The organism is Phytohabitans sp. LJ34 (assembly GCF_052068095.1).
Lineage (GTDB): Bacteria > Actinomycetota > Actinomycetes > Mycobacteriales > Micromonosporaceae > Phytohabitans.
In genome coordinates this window covers 1-18,067 of sequence record NZ_JBQHDG010000022.1, presented here as the reverse complement: position 1 = coordinate 18,067, position 18,067 = coordinate 1, and the positions used below count along the sequence as shown (strand labels likewise).

At 72.2% G+C, this 18,067-nt stretch carries 12 protein-coding genes; 5 read left to right on the top strand and 7 right to left on the bottom strand.

The window, feature by feature from the left end; genetic code table 11:
* Nucleotides 1-6 precede the first annotated feature (6 nt).
* Nucleotides 7-1,029 carry a LacI family DNA-binding transcriptional regulator gene (locus ACTMTJ_RS33490; RefSeq protein ID WP_441222662.1) on the top strand — a complete coding sequence of 341 codons (1,023 nt, stop codon included), beginning with the start codon at nt 7-9 and terminating at the stop codon, nt 1,027-1,029.
* A gap of 420 nt (nt 1,030-1,449) precedes the next feature.
* Nucleotides 1,450-2,667, top strand: coding sequence for a cytochrome P450 (locus ACTMTJ_RS33485; protein ID WP_441222661.1), 1,218 nt, complete (start codon nt 1,450-1,452; stop codon nt 2,665-2,667).
* Here the strand turns inward: ACTMTJ_RS33485 and ACTMTJ_RS33480 are convergent.
* Complete coding sequence (locus tag ACTMTJ_RS33480) at nt 2,657-3,298, bottom strand: acVLRF1 family peptidyl-tRNA hydrolase (protein ID WP_441222660.1); 642 nt, start codon at nt 3,296-3,298, stop codon at nt 2,657-2,659. The genes ACTMTJ_RS33485 and ACTMTJ_RS33480 overlap by 11 nt on opposite strands.
* A 28-nt stretch (nt 3,299-3,326) precedes the next feature.
* Between ACTMTJ_RS33480 and ACTMTJ_RS33475 the strand changes: the two genes are divergently transcribed.
* Entirely contained in the window at nt 3,327-4,001 is a 675-nt protein-coding gene (locus ACTMTJ_RS33475; protein WP_441222659.1) for a DNA alkylation repair protein, read from the top strand.
* 61 nt (nt 4,002-4,062) lie between these two features.
* The gene (locus ACTMTJ_RS33470; RefSeq protein WP_441222658.1) at nt 4,063-7,191 is read left to right on the top strand and encodes a penicillin acylase family protein; all 3,129 of its coding nucleotides are present in this window, start codon (nt 4,063-4,065) and stop codon (nt 7,189-7,191) included.
* A 68-nt stretch (nt 7,192-7,259) separates the two neighbouring features.
* On the opposite strand, the gene ACTMTJ_RS33465 is transcribed toward ACTMTJ_RS33470, so the two are convergent.
* Complete coding sequence (locus tag ACTMTJ_RS33465; protein ID WP_441222657.1) at nt 7,260-7,883, bottom strand: LysE family transporter; 624 nt, start codon at nt 7,881-7,883, stop codon at nt 7,260-7,262.
* A gap of 214 nt (nt 7,884-8,097) precedes the next feature.
* On the opposite strand from ACTMTJ_RS33465, the gene ACTMTJ_RS33460 reads away from it, so the two are divergent.
* Nucleotides 8,098-11,010 (top strand): tetratricopeptide repeat protein, encoded by a 2,913-nt coding sequence (locus ACTMTJ_RS33460; RefSeq protein WP_441222656.1) that lies wholly within the window; start codon nt 8,098-8,100, stop codon nt 11,008-11,010.
* On the opposite strand, the gene ACTMTJ_RS33455 is transcribed toward ACTMTJ_RS33460, so the two are convergent.
* The 5 genes from ACTMTJ_RS33455 to ACTMTJ_RS33435 are packed head-to-tail and all read right to left on the bottom strand — an operon-like array spanning nt 10,973 to nt 17,743.
* The gene (locus ACTMTJ_RS33455) at nt 10,973-11,827 is read right to left on the bottom strand and encodes a carbohydrate ABC transporter permease (RefSeq protein WP_441222816.1); all 855 of its coding nucleotides are present in this window, start codon (nt 11,825-11,827) and stop codon (nt 10,973-10,975) included. The two genes, ACTMTJ_RS33460 and ACTMTJ_RS33455, sit on opposite strands and share 38 nt — an antisense overlap.
* 20 nt (nt 11,828-11,847) lie before the next feature.
* Nucleotides 11,848-12,840 carry an ABC transporter ATP-binding protein gene (locus ACTMTJ_RS33450; RefSeq protein WP_441222655.1) on the bottom strand — a complete coding sequence of 331 codons (993 nt, stop codon included), beginning with the start codon at nt 12,838-12,840 and terminating at the stop codon, nt 11,848-11,850.
* Complete coding sequence (locus tag ACTMTJ_RS33445) at nt 12,837-14,153, bottom strand: ABC transporter substrate-binding protein (RefSeq protein ID WP_441222654.1); 1,317 nt, start codon at nt 14,151-14,153, stop codon at nt 12,837-12,839. The genes ACTMTJ_RS33450 and ACTMTJ_RS33445 overlap by 4 nt, the downstream gene beginning before the upstream one ends.
* A complete protein-coding gene (locus tag ACTMTJ_RS33440; RefSeq protein WP_441222653.1) occupies nt 14,153-14,965 on the bottom strand; it encodes a carbohydrate ABC transporter permease in 813 nt (270 codons plus the stop codon). Before ACTMTJ_RS33440 ends, ACTMTJ_RS33445 begins: the two co-directional genes overlap by 1 nt.
* A gap of 9 nt (nt 14,966-14,974) precedes the next feature.
* Complete coding sequence (locus ACTMTJ_RS33435) at nt 14,975-17,743, bottom strand: exo-alpha-sialidase (protein WP_441222652.1); 2,769 nt, start codon at nt 17,741-17,743, stop codon at nt 14,975-14,977.
* Between the last annotated feature and the right edge of the window lie 324 nt (nt 17,744-18,067).

Below are 18,067 nucleotides of genomic sequence, written 5' to 3'. Positions count from 1 at the left end.
TCCAGAGTGCGGCAGCCGACCCTCCAGGACGTCGCGGACAGCGCCCAGGTGCACCGGGCGACCGCCTCGCGCGCGCTCAACCCGGCCACCCGCCACCTCGTCAACGCGGAGACCGCCGACCGGGTGGAGCGGGTGGCACGCTCGCTCGGCTACCGGCCCAACCCGATCGCCCGCAGCCTCAAGACCTCCCGCTCGGCCAGCATCGGCCTGGTCATCCCCGACCTGACCAACCCGCTCTTCCCACCGATCGCGCGCGGCGTCGAAGATGTGCTGCGGCCGGTCGGCTACAGCGCCTGGATCGTCAACACCGACAACGATCCGGCCCGCGAGGCCGACGCCGTCGAGTCGATGCGGGTGCGCAATGTGGAGGGTTTCGTCTTCGCCACCGCCCGGCTGGAGCACCCGCTGCTCGCCGAGCTGGCCGCCGCCGGCAGTCCGGTCGTGCTCGTCAACCGCCGCACCGCCGGCCCCGAGATCCCCTCGGTCACCGCCGACGACGCGACCGGCGTGGCGCTGGCCGTGCGCCACCTGGTCGAGCTGGGCCACGAGCGGATCGCCCACCTGGCCGGCCCGCAAGACCTCTCCACCGGGCGGGGCCGGCTGCGCGCGTTTCGCCAGGCGCTGCAAGACCACGGCCTCCCCGACGACCCGGCGCGGCGCGTCGTCTGTGCATCGTGGACGGAGGCCGCCGGCGCGGAGGCGCTGACCGCGCTGCTCGACTCCGATGTGGACTTCACGGCCGTGCTGGCGGGCAACGACCTGCTCGCGCTCGGCTGCTACGACGCGCTGGCCGCGCGCGGGCTGAGCTGTCCGGGCGACGTGAGCGTGGTGGGCTTCAACGACACCCCCTTCATGGACAAGCTCAGCCCACCGCTGACCACCGTGCGCATCCCCCACTACGAGCTCGGCGCGGAGGCCGCCCGCCTGCTGCTCGCCGAGATCCAGGAGCCGGATCGCCACCCGCGCTCGGTGCTGCTCCCGTTGACGCTCGTCGTCCGCGGCTCCACAGGGCGTCCAAAAAGATTTTGAGCTACCGCGACGTTCGTCGTGGTCGCTGTCCGTCGCTCCCGCGGCCTCACCCATTCGCCGCTGGTCGCGGTTACCCCGTCTCGGCCTCCGGCCCGGGAGCGTCCGTGGCGACTTGTTGCCCCCAGAAGGGCACTTATTCGCCACGGACGGCCAGTGGCACGCGCGAACGGTGAGGGGCGCTGCGCGGTGGCCTCAGCGCGGGGGTTTGGTTGTGTGGCGCGGAGGGTGAGGCCGCGGGAGCGGCGGTCCGGACCACCGCGGACGTCGCGGTAGCTCACGTCTTTGGAATTGGGCTTTCGGGGCGCGAAGGTCGCTGGGCGTCTCGGCGGCATGATCGCAAGCAGCGATCGGACAGATGCGGAAGGTGGACGTGGCCGCGGGGGCCGCCGAGAATTACAGGACGTCGATGAAGGGGCCGCCGTGGAGACCGAGCTCGACTTCAATCCCATGGTCAGCCCGCATCGGGAGGATCCGCACCTGTTCTACCGGGCGGCGCGGGAGCGGCCGGTGGCGTTCAGCAAGTCCATCGGCGCGTACATGGTGAGCCGCTACGCCGACGTCACGGCCGTTCTGGACGACCCGCGGACGTACTCCTCGTCGGCGTCGCTGCCGTGGATCTACGACAACCCGCCCGAGGTGGTCGCCGAGCTGAGGGCCGGCGGCGTGCCGGAGACCACCGTGCTGGTCAACACGGATCCGCCGGCGCACGAGCATGTGCGGGCGCTGACCGAGATCGCGTTCAGCGGGGCGCGGGTGCGGGCGCTGCTGCCGTTGATGCACCGGCGGGCGAACGAGCTGGTCGACGCCTTCTCGACCGGGTCCACCGACCTGGTCAGCGAGTACGCGGCGCCCTTCGTGCAGACGATCATCGGTGCCGTGATCGGGTTTCCGCCCGAGGACAACGCGAGGGTCCATGCCTGGACCGAAGACCTCAACCTGCTGTGGAACCATTTCGTCCCCGTGGAGGACCGGGTTGGCGCCGCGCGGCGGCTCGGCGACTACACGCGGTACCTTCAGGGGCTGATCGAGGAGCGGCGGGCGCACCCGCGTGAAGACATGATCTCGACGCTGATACACGGCGCCGAGGGCCTTCCCGGGCTCAGCGACGACTACCTGCACAACTACATCCGCGGCAAGCGGGTCGCCGGCCTCGACACCACCCGGGACGCGATCACCGCGACCGTGCTGATCGCCCTGCGCGACCCGTCGGTCCGCGCGCAGTTCGCGGCCGACCCCACGCGCACGATCGTGAAGGCCATCGAGGAGACCCTGCGCCGCGACGCGCCGCACCGCGGACTGTTTCGGATCACCACGCGCGAGGTCGAGCTCGGCGGGACGCTGCTGCCGCAGGGGGCGCTGCTGCTGCTCCTCTTCGGCTCGGCCAACCGCGACCCGAGCGTCTTCCCCGAGCCGGACGGCGTCGACCTCGACCGGCCGAACGTCCGCGGTCATGTGGCCTTCGGCAGGGGCCTGCACTTCTGCCCGGGCGCGCCGCTGGCCCGCGCCGAGATCAGGGTGGCCGTGGAGACGCTCTTCGCCCGGCTGCCCGGCCTGCGCCTGGTGGATGGCTACGAGCCGACGTACATCGCGAGCTACTTCTTCCGCGGCCTGGAATCCTTGGACGTCCTCACGGGCTGAGGTGGATCGCCACCGCGCGCGCGGCGCGTACGGCGTCGACCAGGACGGCGTGCCTCGGGTCGGGGACGTGGAGGTGGCGCTCGGCGCGGAGGGCGGCCAGCGGGGCCAGCCTCCGGTCGGCGAGGATCGTGTCGACCGTGCGGCGGTCGCCGCCGCAGACCAGCGCGGCCAGCGCGCCCGCCTCCGGCAGCAGCAGCCGCACGGCCAGGTCAGCGGCGTCGCCGGCGGCCGCCTTGGCCTGGTTTTCGCGGCGGCGGGCGAAGCGCTGCTGCGACCAGCCGCCCGCGGCCGTGCGGCTCTGCACGTAGGAAGTGTCCACCTTGGACGTCTCCAGCTTGTCACCCACCGCGATGCCGAGCGCGGCGGCGCCCTTGCGGGCCAGCAGCAAACCCACGCGTCGCGGCGCGATCGCGGCGGCCACGAACGTCGAGAGGTTGCGGTAGCCGGTGACGCCGGGCGGCGCGTGCAGCTCGGCCGTCTCGCCGTCGTCGGCGCGTAGCGAGACGCCGTAACCGGTCACCGCCGGCTCGATCGAGCCGTGCCGGGCCGCGAAGCCGTCGACCCACCTGGTCAGGCGCTCGGGGTCGACGTCGACCCAGCGCCCACCACCCGCGGCCGGTCGACTGCCCATGGGCCCGACGGTACGGCATGATCGGGCCATGACGCCGCTCGCCACCGAGGTCCTGGGCCGCCTGACCCGGGTGTTCGGCGGCGCGCGCGACCCCGAGCGGGCGCCCGCGATGGCGGCGTACATGCGCGACAAGTTTCCCTTCCTCGGCATCCAGTCGCCGGCGCAGCGGGTGCTCGCGCGGCAGGTGCTCGCCGGGCTCGACCGGCCGGCCGAAGACGACCTGCGCGACGTGGCCGAGGGGTGCTGGGCGCTGCCCGAGCGGGAGTACCAGTACTTCGCCTGCGGCCTGCTGCGCCGGCACGCGCGGGTGTGCTCGGCCGGGTTTCTGGAGACGGCGCGCTTCCTCGTCGTGACCAAGCCGTGGTGGGACACAGTGGACGCGCTCGCGGCGCATCTGGTAGGGCCACTCGTCTCCGCGCATCCGGCGCTCGTGTCCACGATGGACGCCTGGATCGACGACGAGGACATGTGGCTGGTGCGCACCGCGATCCTGCACCAGCTGCGCTACAAGGAGCAGACCGACGTGGCACGGCTGTTCCGCTACTGCACGCGGCAGGCCGGGCACCCTGACTTCTTCGTCCGCAAGGCGATCGGGTGGGCGCTCCGCGAGTACGCCAAGACCGACCCGGCCGCGGTCCGCGCGTACGTCGCCGCGCACCGGCTGGCGCCGCTCTCCACGCGAGAGGCATTGAAGAACCTCTAGGCATGACGGGGTCCGGCAAGTTACTATCCGGTACACGAATGTTCCTCACATATTAACAGTCATGAGGATCGCCATGCGCAGACCCGCCACTCTCCCGGTCCTCGCCGCGACCTTGCTCACCGCGACGACCACCCTCATCGTCCCCGTGCCGGCGGCCGCGAAAGCGCAGGCCGCAGCCGCTGTCCTCGCGGCCGACGACTACTGCCTCGAGCAGTGCTCGGACATCCTCCCGCCCGGACAGAACGGCAACGCCACACTCGTCGAGATCCTCGCCCACCAGGCGCTCGGCACCCGCCCCGCGCACTCGGCCGACCAGATCGACGAGTACGCCAACCTCGTCTACAACTACGCCGGGCTCACCGACGACCAGATCAACACCTACTTCAACAACGCCTCGTTCGGGGTACCCGCGGGGCAGGCCGAGCGGACGTACCAGCCGCGCGCCGACGTGACGGTCGTGCGCGACAAGGCCACCGGCACACCGCACATCACCGGCACCACTCGCTCCGGCACCATGTTCGGGGCCGGGTACGCCGGTGCCGAGGACCGCCTCTTCACCATGGACCTGCTGCGGCACGTGGGTCGCGGCACGCTCACCCCGTTCGCCGGTGGCGCGCCGGGCAACCGCGCGCTGGAGCAGAGCGTCTGGCGCAACTCGCCGTACACCGAGGCGGACCTCCAGGCGCAGATCGCCGCGCTGCGCCAGCAGGGCGCCCGCGGCGAGCAGCTCTACCTGGACGTCGAGGCGTACATCGCGGGCGTCAACGCGTACATCAGCGCCTGCATGGCCGGGCGCAACTGTCCCGGCGAGTACGTACTCACCGGCCACCTCGACGCGATCACCAACGCGGGCGGCCCCGAGCGCTTCACGATGACCGACCTCGTCGCCATCGCCGGTGTCGTCGGCGGGCTCTTCGGCGGTGGCGGCGGCAACGAGATGCAGTCCGCGCTGGTGCGCATCGCCGCGCGCGCCAAGTACGGCCCCACCGAGGGTGACGCGGTGTGGCGGGCGTTCCGCTCGCAGAACGACCCGGAGACCGTGCTGACCCTCCACGACGGGCAGAGCTTCCCGTACGGCTCGGCACCCGACGACGCGCCGAGCGTGGTGACGCCCGACGCCGGCTCCGCCCGTCCCGAACCGGTGGTGCGGGACCAGACCGGCTCGGCCACCGACGGCGCGGTTGCCCTCTCCGAGCTGGCCATCGGCAGCGCGCACCGCGGCATGTCCAACGCGGTCGTCATCTCGGGCCGCAACTCCACCAGCGGCCACCCGATCGCGGTCTTCGGGCCGCAGACCGGCTACTTCTCCCCGCAGCTGCTGCTCATGCAGGAGCTTCAAGGGCCGGGCATCAGCGCCCGGGGCGTCGCGTTCGCCGGCATCAGCCTCTACGTGCTGCTCGGCCGCGGCCAGGACTACGCCTGGAGCGCCACGTCGTCCGTCCAGGACATCACCGACACGTACGCGCTGCCGCTGTGCACCACCGACGGCTCGGCGCCGACGCTCGCCAGCAACCGGTACCTCCACCAGGGACAGTGCAAGGCGATGGAGGAGCTGTCGCACGTCAACTCCTGGAACCCGACCGTCGCCGACAGCACACCGGCCGGCTCGTACCGCATTGTCGCCTGGCGCACGGCGCTCGGCCTCGTCGCGTGGCGGGGCACCGTCGGCGGGCAGCCGTACGCGTTCACCCAACGCCGCTCCACGTACGGGCGGGAGGCGCAGTCGGCGATCGGCTTCCAGATGTACAACGACCCGGCCGTGATGGGGAGTGCGAACGCCTTCCTCACCGCGGCGTCCAACGTGGAGTACGCGTTCAACTGGTTCTACGTCAACTCGACCCAGTCGGCGTACTTCAACTCGGGCCGCAACCCGATACGCGCGGCCAACTCCAACCCCAACCTGCCGATGGCCGCGCAGTACGAGTGGACCGGCTTCGCACCGGCCTCCGCCCACCCGCAGTCGATCGACCAGGACTACTACGTCTCGTGGAACAACAAGCAGGCCCGCGACTTCGGCGCGGCGGACGGCAACTTCAGCTTCGGCTCGGTACACCGCGGCGAGCTGCTGGACACGCCGGTGAAGGCGACGCTGAACGCCGGGCAGAAGTTCGACCGGGCGGGCGTGGTGCGGCTCGTGGAGCACGCGGCCACAGTGGACCTGCGCGGCAAGGAGGTGCTCGACGAGCTGCTGCGGGTCATCGAGAGCCAGCCGGTGACCGACGCCGGTCTCGCCACCGCGGTGAGCCAGCTCAAGGCGTGGCAGCAGGCCGGCGCGACCCGCAAGGAGACCTCGGCCGGGTCGAAGGCGTACCAGCACGCGACCGCGATCCGGGTCTTCGACGCGTGGTGGCCGCTGCTCGTGAGTGGACAGTTCAAGCCAGGGCTCGGTCCCGACCTTTACCAAGCGCTGGTCAACACCCTCCAGATCGATGAGGCGCCCTCCGACAAGGGGTCCCAGCCGCACAAGGGCTCCTCGTTCCAGTACGGCTGGTGGGGCTACGTCGACAAGGACATCCGGCGGGTGCTCGGCGAGCCGGTGCAGGGCGGGCTCGGACGGGCGTACTGCGGCAACGGCGACCTGGCCGCCTGCCGCACGGTGCTGCTCGACACGCTGCGCGCGGCGGCGGCCCAGCCGGCGTCCACCGTGTACCCCGGCGACGAGCACTGCGCCGCCGGCGACCAGTGGTGCGCGGACGCGATCGTGCAGTCGCCGCTCGGCGGCATCACCTCACCCATCATCGCCTGGCAGAACAGGCCCACCTACCAGCAGGTGGTGTCGTTCCCCACCGGGCGGGGGCAGGGCGCCGGCAACCTCGCCGCCGGGCGCCCGGCCACCGCGACCGGCACGCAGTCGCCACACGCGGCGGCGCGGGCGTTCGACGGTGACCCGGGCAGCCGGTGGGCCAGCTCCTGGACCGACAACCAGGCGCTGACCGTCGACTTAGGATCGACCAGGACGGTGGCCCGGGTGATCCTGCGGTGGGAGGCCGCGTACGCGTCCGCGTACCGCGTCGAAACCTCGACCGACGGGGCCACCTGGACCACGGCGTGGTCGACCGCCGCCGGCAACGGCGGCACCGACAACGACACCTTCACCCCGAGAAACGCCCGGTACGTGCGCATGGTCGGCGTGGACCGGGCCACCTCCTACGGCTATTCGCTTTATGAGATGGAGGTGTACTCTGCTTAGGCCGTCTGGTGGCGCGGCCGCCGTCGTGCGTGACTTCCCTGAGCCTGATGGTTCGCTCGCAAGCTCGCTCACGCGGCCGTTCCTACCGCCAGCGCGACGATCAGCGCGCTCGACGCCAGGGCGGTTGCGAGCCGGCCGCGCGGCCCGGTGAGCAACCGCCCGACGAGCGTGCCGCCGCCGGCGATGACGAGTTGCCAGCTCGCCGACGCGAGAAACGCGCCCGCCGCGAACAGCGCCTCTCCCCCGGCGCTCAGGCTGTCGGACGCCTGCCGGCCGAGCACGAGCGCTCCGAAGTAGACGATCGTCATCGGGTTGAGGAGGGTGAGCGCCAGCAGCCCGCCGTACGCCCGCAGCGGTGAGGCGAGGCCGGCGTCGGACCGGGCCGCGCGGGCCGGGTCGCGGTGGTGCCGCACCGCCGTGTAGGCGGTGCGCCCCGCGAGCCCGAGCAGCACGACCACGGCCACCCAGCGCATGGGCGTCGCGGCCGGCTCGATCACGCCGGCGAGGGCCGCCCCGCCCACCACGGCGACGACCGCGTAGAGCCCGTCAGCGGTGGCCACGCCCATGGCCGCGGCGGCACCGACGCGGAACGAGGTGCGTGCCGCCAACCCCATGATCAGGATCGCGATGGCGCCGACCGGCACGGCCACGCCGTACCCGGCGATCACGCCGTCGACGAACGCGCCCGTCATGATCGTGGGTGGGGGATCGCAGCCGGCGGCCCGCCGCGCTGCTGTCGCGTGCCGGCGAGGACGGCACTGACAGGGACGCGGAAGGTTTTCGGCTCGATCACGCCGCCAGTCTGCGTCAACCTCCTGGCGGAGAGCTACCAATTTTTATGGTTGATCGCTGAACCATCTCGTCCCCCGCGCGTGCATCCTGTCGAGGGGTAAGGGGAGCCGGATGGTGACGTTCCGCATTCTCGGTCCGCTGGAGGTGGAGGGGGCGGAGGGCCGGCCCATGCCGCTCACCGCTACCAAGCCGCGCACCCTGCTCGGCCTGCTGCTCCTCCACGCCAACCGGCCGGTCGCCGTGGGCACGCTCACCGACGCGCTCTGGCCGCTCAAGCCCCCGCGGACGGCCGCCGGTGCGCTCCGCACGCACGTCTCCAACCTGCGCACCTCGCTCCACCTGACCGGGCTGACCGCGCGCCCGCCCGGGTACCAGATCCAGGTCGACCCGTACGACCTGGACATGCTGCTCTTCGACCGGCTCGCCGGGGAAGGGCACCGGGCGGCGGCCCGGGGCGAGCTGGCAACCGCGGCCGACCGGTGGGAGCGTGCGCTCAGCCTGTGGCGCGGCCGCCCCCTCGACGGGCTGGAGCTCGGCGCCGCGGCCGACTCCACCCTGGCCGACCTCGGCGAGCGGCGGCTCACCGTGCTGGAGCACTGGGCGCAGGCCCGCCTCGCGCTCGCCGAGCACGCCGATACGCTGCCCGCCCTCGCCGCGGCCGCCGCCGAGCAGCCGCTGCGCGAGCGGCTGCACGAGCTGACGATGCTCGCCCTCTACCGGTCCGGGCGGCAGGCGGAGGCACTGGAGACGTTCCGCCAGCTGCGGCGGCGGCTCGTGGCCGACCTCGGTGTCGAGCCCGGCCAGGCGCTGCAACGGCTCCAGCGCCAGATCCTCTCCGCCGACCCGGCACTCGACCCGCCCGGGGAAAACCGGGCCGCAAGCTCCGGACCGGTCGCACCGCGACAGCTGCCGCCGGACATCGCCGCGTTCACCGGGCGGCACCGCGAGGTGACCGCCGCCCGCTCCCGGCTCGCCGCCACCCCGCTGCGTCCCGCGCCGCTCGTCGCGATCGCCGGGCCGGGCGGGATCGGCAAGTCGGCCCTCGCGGTGTACCTGGCGCACCGGCTCGCCCACCACTTCTCGGACGGCCAGCTCTACGTCGATCTCCAGGGCGCCACCGCCGGGCTGCGGCCGCTGCCGCCGCTGGAGGTGCTCGGCCGCTTCCTGCGCGCGCTCGGTGTCCGGGACACCGATATGACCACAGTGGACGAGGCGAGCGGCGCTTTCCGAGCGGCCGCGGCCGGGCGCCGGCTGCTCGTCGTGCTGGACAACGCACACGACGCCGAGCAGGTGCGCCCGCTGCTGCCCGCCGGCCCGCACACCGCCGTCCTGCTGACCAGCCGGCCGGTGCTGTCCACTCTGGACAACGCGACCCACGTACACCTCGACGTGCTGCCGCCGGCCGAGGCGATGCTGCTGCTGAGCCGCCTCGCGGGCGCCGACCGGGTGGCCGCCGACCCGGGCGGCGCGCAGCGGGTGGCCACCTGGTGCGGCTGCCTCCCCCTCGCCCTGCGGATCGCCGGCGCCCGGCTCGCCGCGCGCCCGTCCTGGCCGGTGCGCGAGCTGGCCGACCGGCTCTCCGACACCCGGCGCCGCCTCGACGAGCTGCGCTTCGGCGAGCTGGGCGTGCGCTCCAGCTTCCAGGTCAGCTACGAGCTGCTGCGCGACGGCGCGGAGGCGGACGACCGCGCGGCGGCCCGGGCGTTTCCGCTCATCGCCCTCCCGGACGCGGCCGACCTGAGCCTGCCGGCGGCCGCCGCGCTCCTCGACCTGCCGCTCGTCGAGGCCGAGCGGATCCTCGACCGGCTGGTCGACTGCCAGCTCCTCGCCAGCCCGGCGCCCGGTCGCTTCCGCCTGCACGACCTGCTCCGGCTGTTCGGCCGGTCGGTCGCCGAACCGGACGCGGCCGCGATGGTCCGGCTCCTGCGCTGGTACTCGGCGACGGCCTGGCAGGCGTTCCGGCTGCTGCGCCCCGCCGACGCGCGGCCGGCGACCGCCGGCGAGTGGGCCGAGGGCGGCACGTCCTTCCCCGACGTGGAGGCCGCCCTCGCCTGGCTGGAGTCCGAACGCGCGAACCTGCTCGCGGCCGTACATCAGGTCGCGGAAACCCCCACGCTGCCCGCGGCGGCGGCGACGAGCCTGGCCCGCGCGCTGTTCGCGTTCTTCCACGTGCGCGGCTACCTCAACGACTGGGTCGAGGTCAACGAGGCGGCCCGCACCGTCGCCCGCCGCACCGGCGACCCGATCGCGGAGGCACACGCGAGCCGCGACCTGGGAGCGGCGTTCGAGGTGCGCGGCGAGTACCCGAAGGCGCTGGACAGCCTGCGCGAGGCCATGGACCGCTACGCCGCCGCCGGCGACCGGCCCGGCGAAGCCGCCTGCCTCAACGGGCTCGGCACGGTGTACGACAGCCTCGGCCAGCTCGGCGAGGCGGCCACCTGCCTGGAACGGAGCCTCGCCATCAGCCGCGCCCTGGACGACCGGCACAGCGCGGCGATCAGCCTCAACAACCTCGGCGAGGTCTACTGTGGACTCGACGAGCGGGCCCGCGCGGTGGATAGCCTGCGCGAGGCGCTCGACATCTTCCGCGGCACCGGAAACCGGCGCAGCCAGGCGGCCGTGCTGAGCAACCTGGCTCAGGTGTACGAGCGGCAGGGCGCGTACGCCGAGGCGCAGGCGTGCTACGAGGAGAGCTACGCCGGCTTCGTCGACCTGGGTGTCGCGGTCGGCCAGGCGACCGTGCTGTCCCAGCTCGGCCGGGTGCACCGCCTGCGCGGCCGGCACACCGAGGCGCTCGACCGCCTGGGCACCGCGCTGGAGCTCGCCGAGAAGGTGGACGAACGCCGCAGCGCGGCCGTCTGCCTCCGCGAGCTGGGCATCACCCACGAGGAGCTCGGCGAGCACTCGACCGCGCGGGAGGCGTGGCGGCGGGCGCTGGCCATCTTCGAGGCACTCGGTGTCCCCGAGGCCGACGAGGTGCGCGCCACGCTCAGCGCCAGCGGCGCAGCAGGCGCCATTGGAGGATGACCGCCGCGACGGTCAGGAGCAGCATCACCACCGTGGCCGCCGAGGCGTAGCCGTAGCGCAGGTACTCGAAGGCGTTGCGGTAGACGAACAGGGACAGGTACGTGGTGGCGTACGGTGGCGGGCCGCCGTCGGTGACGACCAGCGCCGGCACGAACGACACCTGGAAGCTCAGGATCGTGTCCCGCACCAGGAGCAGCCCGAGCACCGGCGCGACGAGTGGCAGCGTGACGCGGCGGAAGACGTCCCAGGGCGTGGCGTCCTCGACCGCCGCGAGCTCGTACACCTCGGGCGGCAGCACCAGCCGCGCGGCGAGCAGCACCAGAAACGACTCGCCGATGGTGAAGAGGCTCATGATGATGATCGCGGCCCGGGCGTCGGTCGGGTCGGTCAGCCACTGCGGCGGCGTGCGGCCGAGCGCGGTCAGGCCGTTTTCGCCGCCGACCCGCAGCAGCTGGTTGACGGGGCCGTGGAGCGGGTTGAAGAGCCAGAGCCACAGCAGGCCGTACGCCACCTCCGGCACCGCCGTGGGCAGGGCGGCCACGGTCCGGGCGGTGCCGACACCGCGCGCCCGCCGGTGCAGCAGCAGGGCCAGGCCCAGGGCGATGAGGAGCCGCAAGGGTACCGCCACCGCCGCGAACACCAGCGAGTTGAGCAGCGCGGTGCGGAAGATGCCGTCACCGGCCAGCTCGGTGAAGTTTCCGGTGCCGGTCCACCGCGGCGGCTGGACGAGATCGTAGTCGGCGAACGCCAGCGCGACCGTCACGGCGGCCGGCAGCAGGACGAGAGCGACGAGCCCGATGGCGTACGGCGCGAGCATGAAGCCGAGCTGGCGACGACTCATACGCGGATGCCGGTGGCGGCGTCGAAGACGTGGACGGCTCCCTCTCTGACGGTGACGAACGTTTCGCCGCCCGGCCTTTCCGTCGCCGGGACCCGGGCAACGACCGAGTGCTCGCCCAGTCTCAAGTAGACATGCGCGTCCTCCCCGACGACCTCGATCCGCTCGACCCGTGCCTCGACGCCGGAGGAGCCGAGGCGGAGCGCGCCTGGCCTGATCCCGATCAGGGTGCCCGGCGGGGCGAGGCCGGGCAGCGGACCGTCGGACGGCAGCAGGTTCATCGCGGGCGAGCCGACGAAGCGGGCCACGAACGTCGTCGCCGGCGCGTCCCAGATCTCGTCCGGCGTGCCGACCTGCTCGATCCGCCCCTCGCGGAGCACCGCGATCCGGTCGCCGAGCACGAGCGCCTCGACCTGGTCGTGGGTGACGTGCAGCGTGGCGCCGCCGACCCGGGCGTGCAGCGCCTTCAGCTCGGCGCGCATCTCGACCCGCAGCTCGGCGTCCAGATTGGACAGTGGCTCGTCGAGCAGGAAGACGTCCGGCTCGCGCACCAGCGCACGCGCCAGCGCCACCCGCTGCCGCTCGCCGCCGGAAAGCTGCCCCGGCCGGCGGTCGAGCAGGTGTCCACAGCCGACGGTGTCCGCCGCCCGCCGGGCCCGTTCGACCGCCTCCGCCTTCGGTACGTCCCGCACGACGAGGCCGAAGGCGATGTTTTCCACGGCGGTCAGGTGCGGGAAGAGCGCGTACGACTGGAACACCATCGCCACGTTGCGCAGGCCCGGCCGCAGCCGGGTGACGTCGCGCTCGCCGATCGCCACCCGGCCGGCCGACACCGGCGTCAGGCCGGCCACCGCACGCAGCAATGTGGACTTGCCGGCGCCGGACGGGCCGAGCACCACGAGCAGCTCGTCGCGGGCCACCGTGAGGTCGACGCCGTGCAGCACCTCCCGCGCGCCGTGCGCCACCCGCACGCCCTCCAACGCCACCGTCATGGCGCCACGCCGCGGGCGAAGATGGGCCGGGTCTCCTCGTCCAGCTGGCGGATCACGTCGTCGAGCCGGTCACCGCGATAGAGCGCGTTTTCCAGGATGCCGCCCGTGACGTCCTCGATCTCCGGCCAGGTGGAGATGGTCGGCACCCGCCGGATGGTCGGCACCGCGTCCAGGAAGACCTGCGCGTTGCGCGGGGGCTGTGCCGGGTCGAGGAAGGCTGGCGACTTGGAGACCGCGATGTTCGACGGCACGGTCCGCCCGGTGGCGGCGACGGTCCGCTGCCCCTCCGGCCCGATCGCGTACTCCAGGAACCGCCAGGCCGCGTCCTTGGCCTTCGAGCCGCTCGTGATGCAGTACGCGTCGGAGTGCAGGATGCCGGCCTGCTGCTTGCCGTACATCGGCATCGGCGCGACGTCCCACTCGAAGTTCTCGACCGTGCGGAACGTCGTGGTGACCCGGCGGGACGACAGCAGCATCGCGAGCCGGCCGTTGCTGAAGCGGGTCTCGTCGTCTTCCGCCTCGACCTCCTCGTCGGTCGGCACCACCCCGTACGCGAGGCGCAGCGCCACGAAGTCGCGGAGCGCGTCCTTGGCCGGGCTGGCGTCGAACGTGAACCGGGTCGGCTTGCGCTCGTCGTCGACGATCTGGCCGCCGGCCGACCACACGAGCGGTGCGATCCGGATCAGCGTGGGCTCGACGCCCAGGCCATGCACGGCGACCCGGGCGCTGCCGCCCTCCGACTCGGTGCCGCGCACGATCGCGCCGCTCGCGTTGCGGGTCATCGCGGTGGCGGTGGTCACCAGGTCGTTCCAGGTCCAGCCGGTCTTCGGCTCGGCGACGCCGAACTTCTGGAACAGCGTGCGGTTGTAGTACACGGCGAGGCTCGACACGTTCTGCGGCAGGCACAGCTGGCGCCCCTGCCACCGGAACGCCTCGGTCGCCTGAGGATAGAGGTCGGCGAGCTTGACCACAGTGGACTTGGCCAACCGGTCGTCGAGCGGCTCGACCGCGTTCTTCGCGGCGAACTGGCCGTAGAACCGGTAGTTCATCAGGAACACGTCCGGCGGGGAGCCGCCCGCGATCGACGTGGAGAGGCGGGTGACGAGGTCTTCCCGGTCGCTCGCCTCGACGAGCTGCACCCGCGCGCCGGACGACGCCTTGGCGTACGCGTCGACGAGCGTGCGGTACGCCTGTAGCTCCTCCGGGGCGCCGAAGACCAGCAGCCGGACGGTCTGCGGGGTGTCCGCGGTCTCGCCGCCACCGCACCCGGCGAGGAGGACGGCCGCGGCGAGTAGCGCGGTGAGCTTTCGCATCAGGTCTCCCGGTACTGGTGGACGTGGAGGTGGCGGAGAGCGTGCCGCTGGACCAGGGCGAACACCACGAGCGGCGGGATCGTGGTGAGCACCGCGCCGGCCAGGAAGACCGGGAAGTTCGTCGGGTCCAGTGTGGACAATGAGCGGAGCGCGAGCGGCAGCGTGAAGAGGTCGCGGTCGTAGACGTACACGAGCGGGTCGAGGAAGTTGGACCAGGTGAGCACGAACGTCAGCGCCGCGACCGCCGCCGTCACCGGCCGCACCAGCGGCATGCCCACCCGCCACCAGGTGCGCAGCGGCGACAGATCCTCCAGCCGGCAGACGTCGTACAGGTCAGCCGGGAGCGTCCGGAAGGCGAGGTAGAACACGAGCGGGTAGAGGGGCGAGGTGGCCAGTAGCGCGGGCGCGACGAGCGGGGCGAGCGTGTCGGTCAGGCCGAGCGCCCGAAACAGCGCGAAGCGCGGCACCAGCAGCGCGGTGGCCGGTGCCGCCAGGGCGGCGAGCGAGGCGACTACCACGGCGGTGGTGACCCGGCGCGGCAGCTGGGTCATGGCAAACCCGGCCAGCGACGCCACGAGCACGCTGACCGGCACCGCGATCGCCGCCACGACCGCGGAGTTGAGGCCGGCGCGCACGAGGCCGCCGAGGTCGATCGCCTGGCGATACCCCTCCATGGAGAGTGGATCGGGGACGAGCTGCGGACCCGGCGGGGGCGGCAGCCCCGGCTCGCGGAGTGACCCGGCCACCAGCATGAGCAGTGGCGGCAGGAACACCGCGACGACGGCTACCGCCCCGACGGTGCGCAGCCTCATCCTTTCTGATCAGGCAAGGTTGAGCCGCCACGCGGACAGGCCGTGGGTGGCCGCGTACAGGATCCGCTTGCCCGGGAGGATCGTCAGGCCGGCGACCTCCACATTGGGCATCCCCGGCGCCGCCTTCGTCCACGTCGTCGTGCCGGCCGCGTTGCGCAGCACGCCGAAGTCGGTGGAGGCGTAGAGGTCGCCGTTGACGTCGTCGCGCACCAGGTCGGTGACCGGGATGTCGCCGAAGTCGTACGACCGGTCGACCCACGTGGAGGTGCCCGCGGTCGGATCGAACGTGACCTCGAAGACGTGACCCGGCGTCGTCGTGGTGTTGACGTTGTAGCCGCTGTACGAGATCCAGGCGTGGTTGCCGTTCTTCGGGTCGACGTAGATGCTGCTGACGAACCGGCCCGGTGCCGGCGCGTCGTCGTCGACCCGGGTCCAGGTCACCGCCGACGCCGGCTCGGCGTCCACGTTGGACGTGACGAAGACGCGCCCGGTGGTCGTGGCGGCCCAGGCGCTCGACGTGTTGGCCGTCGTCCGCTCGATCGCCGCGACCGCCCCGCCGGCCCGGTCACCCCAGAACGGGTCGACGAGCCGGTTGGGCCCGAGCTCCGCCCAGTCGCCGCAGTCTTCCTCGAAGGTGCCGGTCCAGGTGTTGCAGATCCGGTTGGCTTCGGCCAGGCTGCGGTCGCCGAGCCCGAACGTCTTGGTCCGGTACGCCGTGCGGCCCGTGCCGGCGAACATCGTGCCGCTCACCTTCGGGTCGCTGATCACCGGCGAGTAGAACTGCGAGCCGGCCTGCCCGGCGAGCGGGTCGGCCGTGTAGATCCAGTCGGCCGTCGCGCCGTTGTTGAAGTTCACTTCAGGTGTCGTGTCGTTGTAGGTGTGGAACCGGAAGTTCTTCACCTTGACGTCGAAGCCGGACTGCCCGCCGTCACCGATGATGGTGTTGAGCCACAGCCGGCGGTTGCCGTAGTTTTCCCAGGTGCCGTTGTCCTGCGTGCCGCCCTGGAGCAGCTCGGGGTTGTGCGGGCTGACCGACAGGCTCATAAACTGCAATGTGGACAGTCCGGAGTTGACGCCGTCCAGTCTGGACGGGATGCGGGAGAGCATCTGCCGGCACCGCACCAGCTGAGGCGCGGTCAGCTCGCGCCGCGGGTTGTCACACCAGGCCGAGCGGTCGACGAACGTGCCGCTGGAGCGCATCACGCCGCCGTCGTTGGCCTCGAAGAACTGGAACGGGTTGCGCGGATGGGTGACGATGTCGTGCTGGTCCGGGTGCAGGCCGTTCGGGTGCAGCTCGTCGGTGCCGTCGAACGTCATGTCGGTGCCGGTGAGGCCGGCGTCGGTGGAGAGCACCACCGCCCGCTTGTTGGCGATCGTCTCGCCGTACGAGTACGACCCGCCCGCGTACACGATGTCGGGGTGGCCGTCGGGCGTGTGGATGAACACGTCGTACCAGCACTGCCCACCGCAGAGGTTGTACCAGGCGTAGCCCGGGTCGGCGACGTTGGCACTGGTCAGATCGGTGAAGGTGGGCGCGCCCGTGGCCACGTCGTCGCTGCGCAGCATCCGCGCGTACGGCGTGCCGGTGTTGCCCTCGTAGACGTACATACGGGTCTTGCCGTTGGCCAGCCGCGTGACGTCGAACGCCGGACGGGTCTGGATGATCGCCGGGTTGAGCGACTCCTTGATCTGCGTCCAGGTCGCGCCCGCGTCGTTGGAGCGCCAGATGCCCCGCGCGTACGAGGAGGCGTACACGATGTTGGAGTTGGCCGGGTCGAGCTCGACGGTGCGCACGCCGCGCGGCGAGCAGGTCGAGCCGTTGGCGAACTCGGTCGCGCTGCCGGTGCAGTCGGCCGCGTTGACCGACCCGTTGTGGATGAACGCGAACGTGCGCCCGCCGTCGGTCGACTTGTAGAGCCCCCACTTCGCCGCGCCGGGGGTGGGCCGGGTGACGCCGGTGCAGCAGACGCTCGACATGCCGGTGAGCGCTGTCGTCGTGGCGACGTACAGGGTGCGCGGGTCGCCCGGCTTGATCACGATCTCGCCGACGCCCTTGCCGCCCAGCTCCGCCTTGCCCAGCGGCCCGATCCAGGTGCGGCCCGCGTTGGTCGACTTGTAGAGGCCGACGCCCGCGCCGCAGCCGGAGCCGCAGGTGTTGGCCTCGCCGGTGCCGAGCCAGACCGTGTTGCGGCTCGGGTCGTTCTTGTCGATCGTCACCGCGCCCGCGGTGTTGATGTCGAGCGGCCCGGCCAGGTATTTCCACTCCGGCTGCCGGCGCAGGATGTCGTCGGTGCGCCAGATGCCGCCGCCGGCCGGCGTGATGTACGCCCGGCAGTTGCCCGGCCAGCACCGGTCACTCAGGGCGATCGAGGTGGTGCGCCCACCCGCCACGTAGTCGTTGGGCACGTAGTTGAAGGAGTCGCGCAGCGGCGTGTCCGGGTAGAGCGCCTGGCTCGGCCCGACCGGCAGCCAGGTGCCCTTCTTCGCCTTGCCGCGCGGAAAGCCACGGTTGTGCGAGGTGACGAACGCGCGCTTGGCCCCGTCGATCTCGGTGACCGCGACCGCGCTGTCGGGGTAGGCCCGCTTGAGGTACTCCGCCGCCGCCGCCGAGCCCGGCCCTTCGAGGGCCATGCCACTGTTGCCGGGCATGGCCTGGCGGCGCTGCTCGAGATGCTTGGCGAGCGCGGTGGGCGCCTCCGCCTCACCCGTCACCGCGGCGGGCGTGGCCGGCGCACCGGCGTAATGGAGAGCCACGATGCCGGCCGAGAGGACCAGCACCCCGGCCGAGAAAGCTGCGAGAGACTGACGACGTCGTCGGGTCACCGGGATCCCCTTCCCTGCTGCCGCCGCCGCGCAGCGAGCAGCAGAGATCGTCGGCCGTCGCTGGCAGCGCTATCCAGCAATCTTTCAGAGAAGACCCACGAGGTACAAGGATGGGGATGTAACGATCCCGAGTCACCACCGGCCCAGGCCGCTTCAGCCAGCCCGACCCACCCAAGACCGAGATCCTTTGGGCTACCGCGACGATGCTCCTATGGTTGTCAAGCGGCGGGGTCAGGGTCGTTTGTTGTGATGATTTGGTAGAGCTCGCGGGCGATGTAC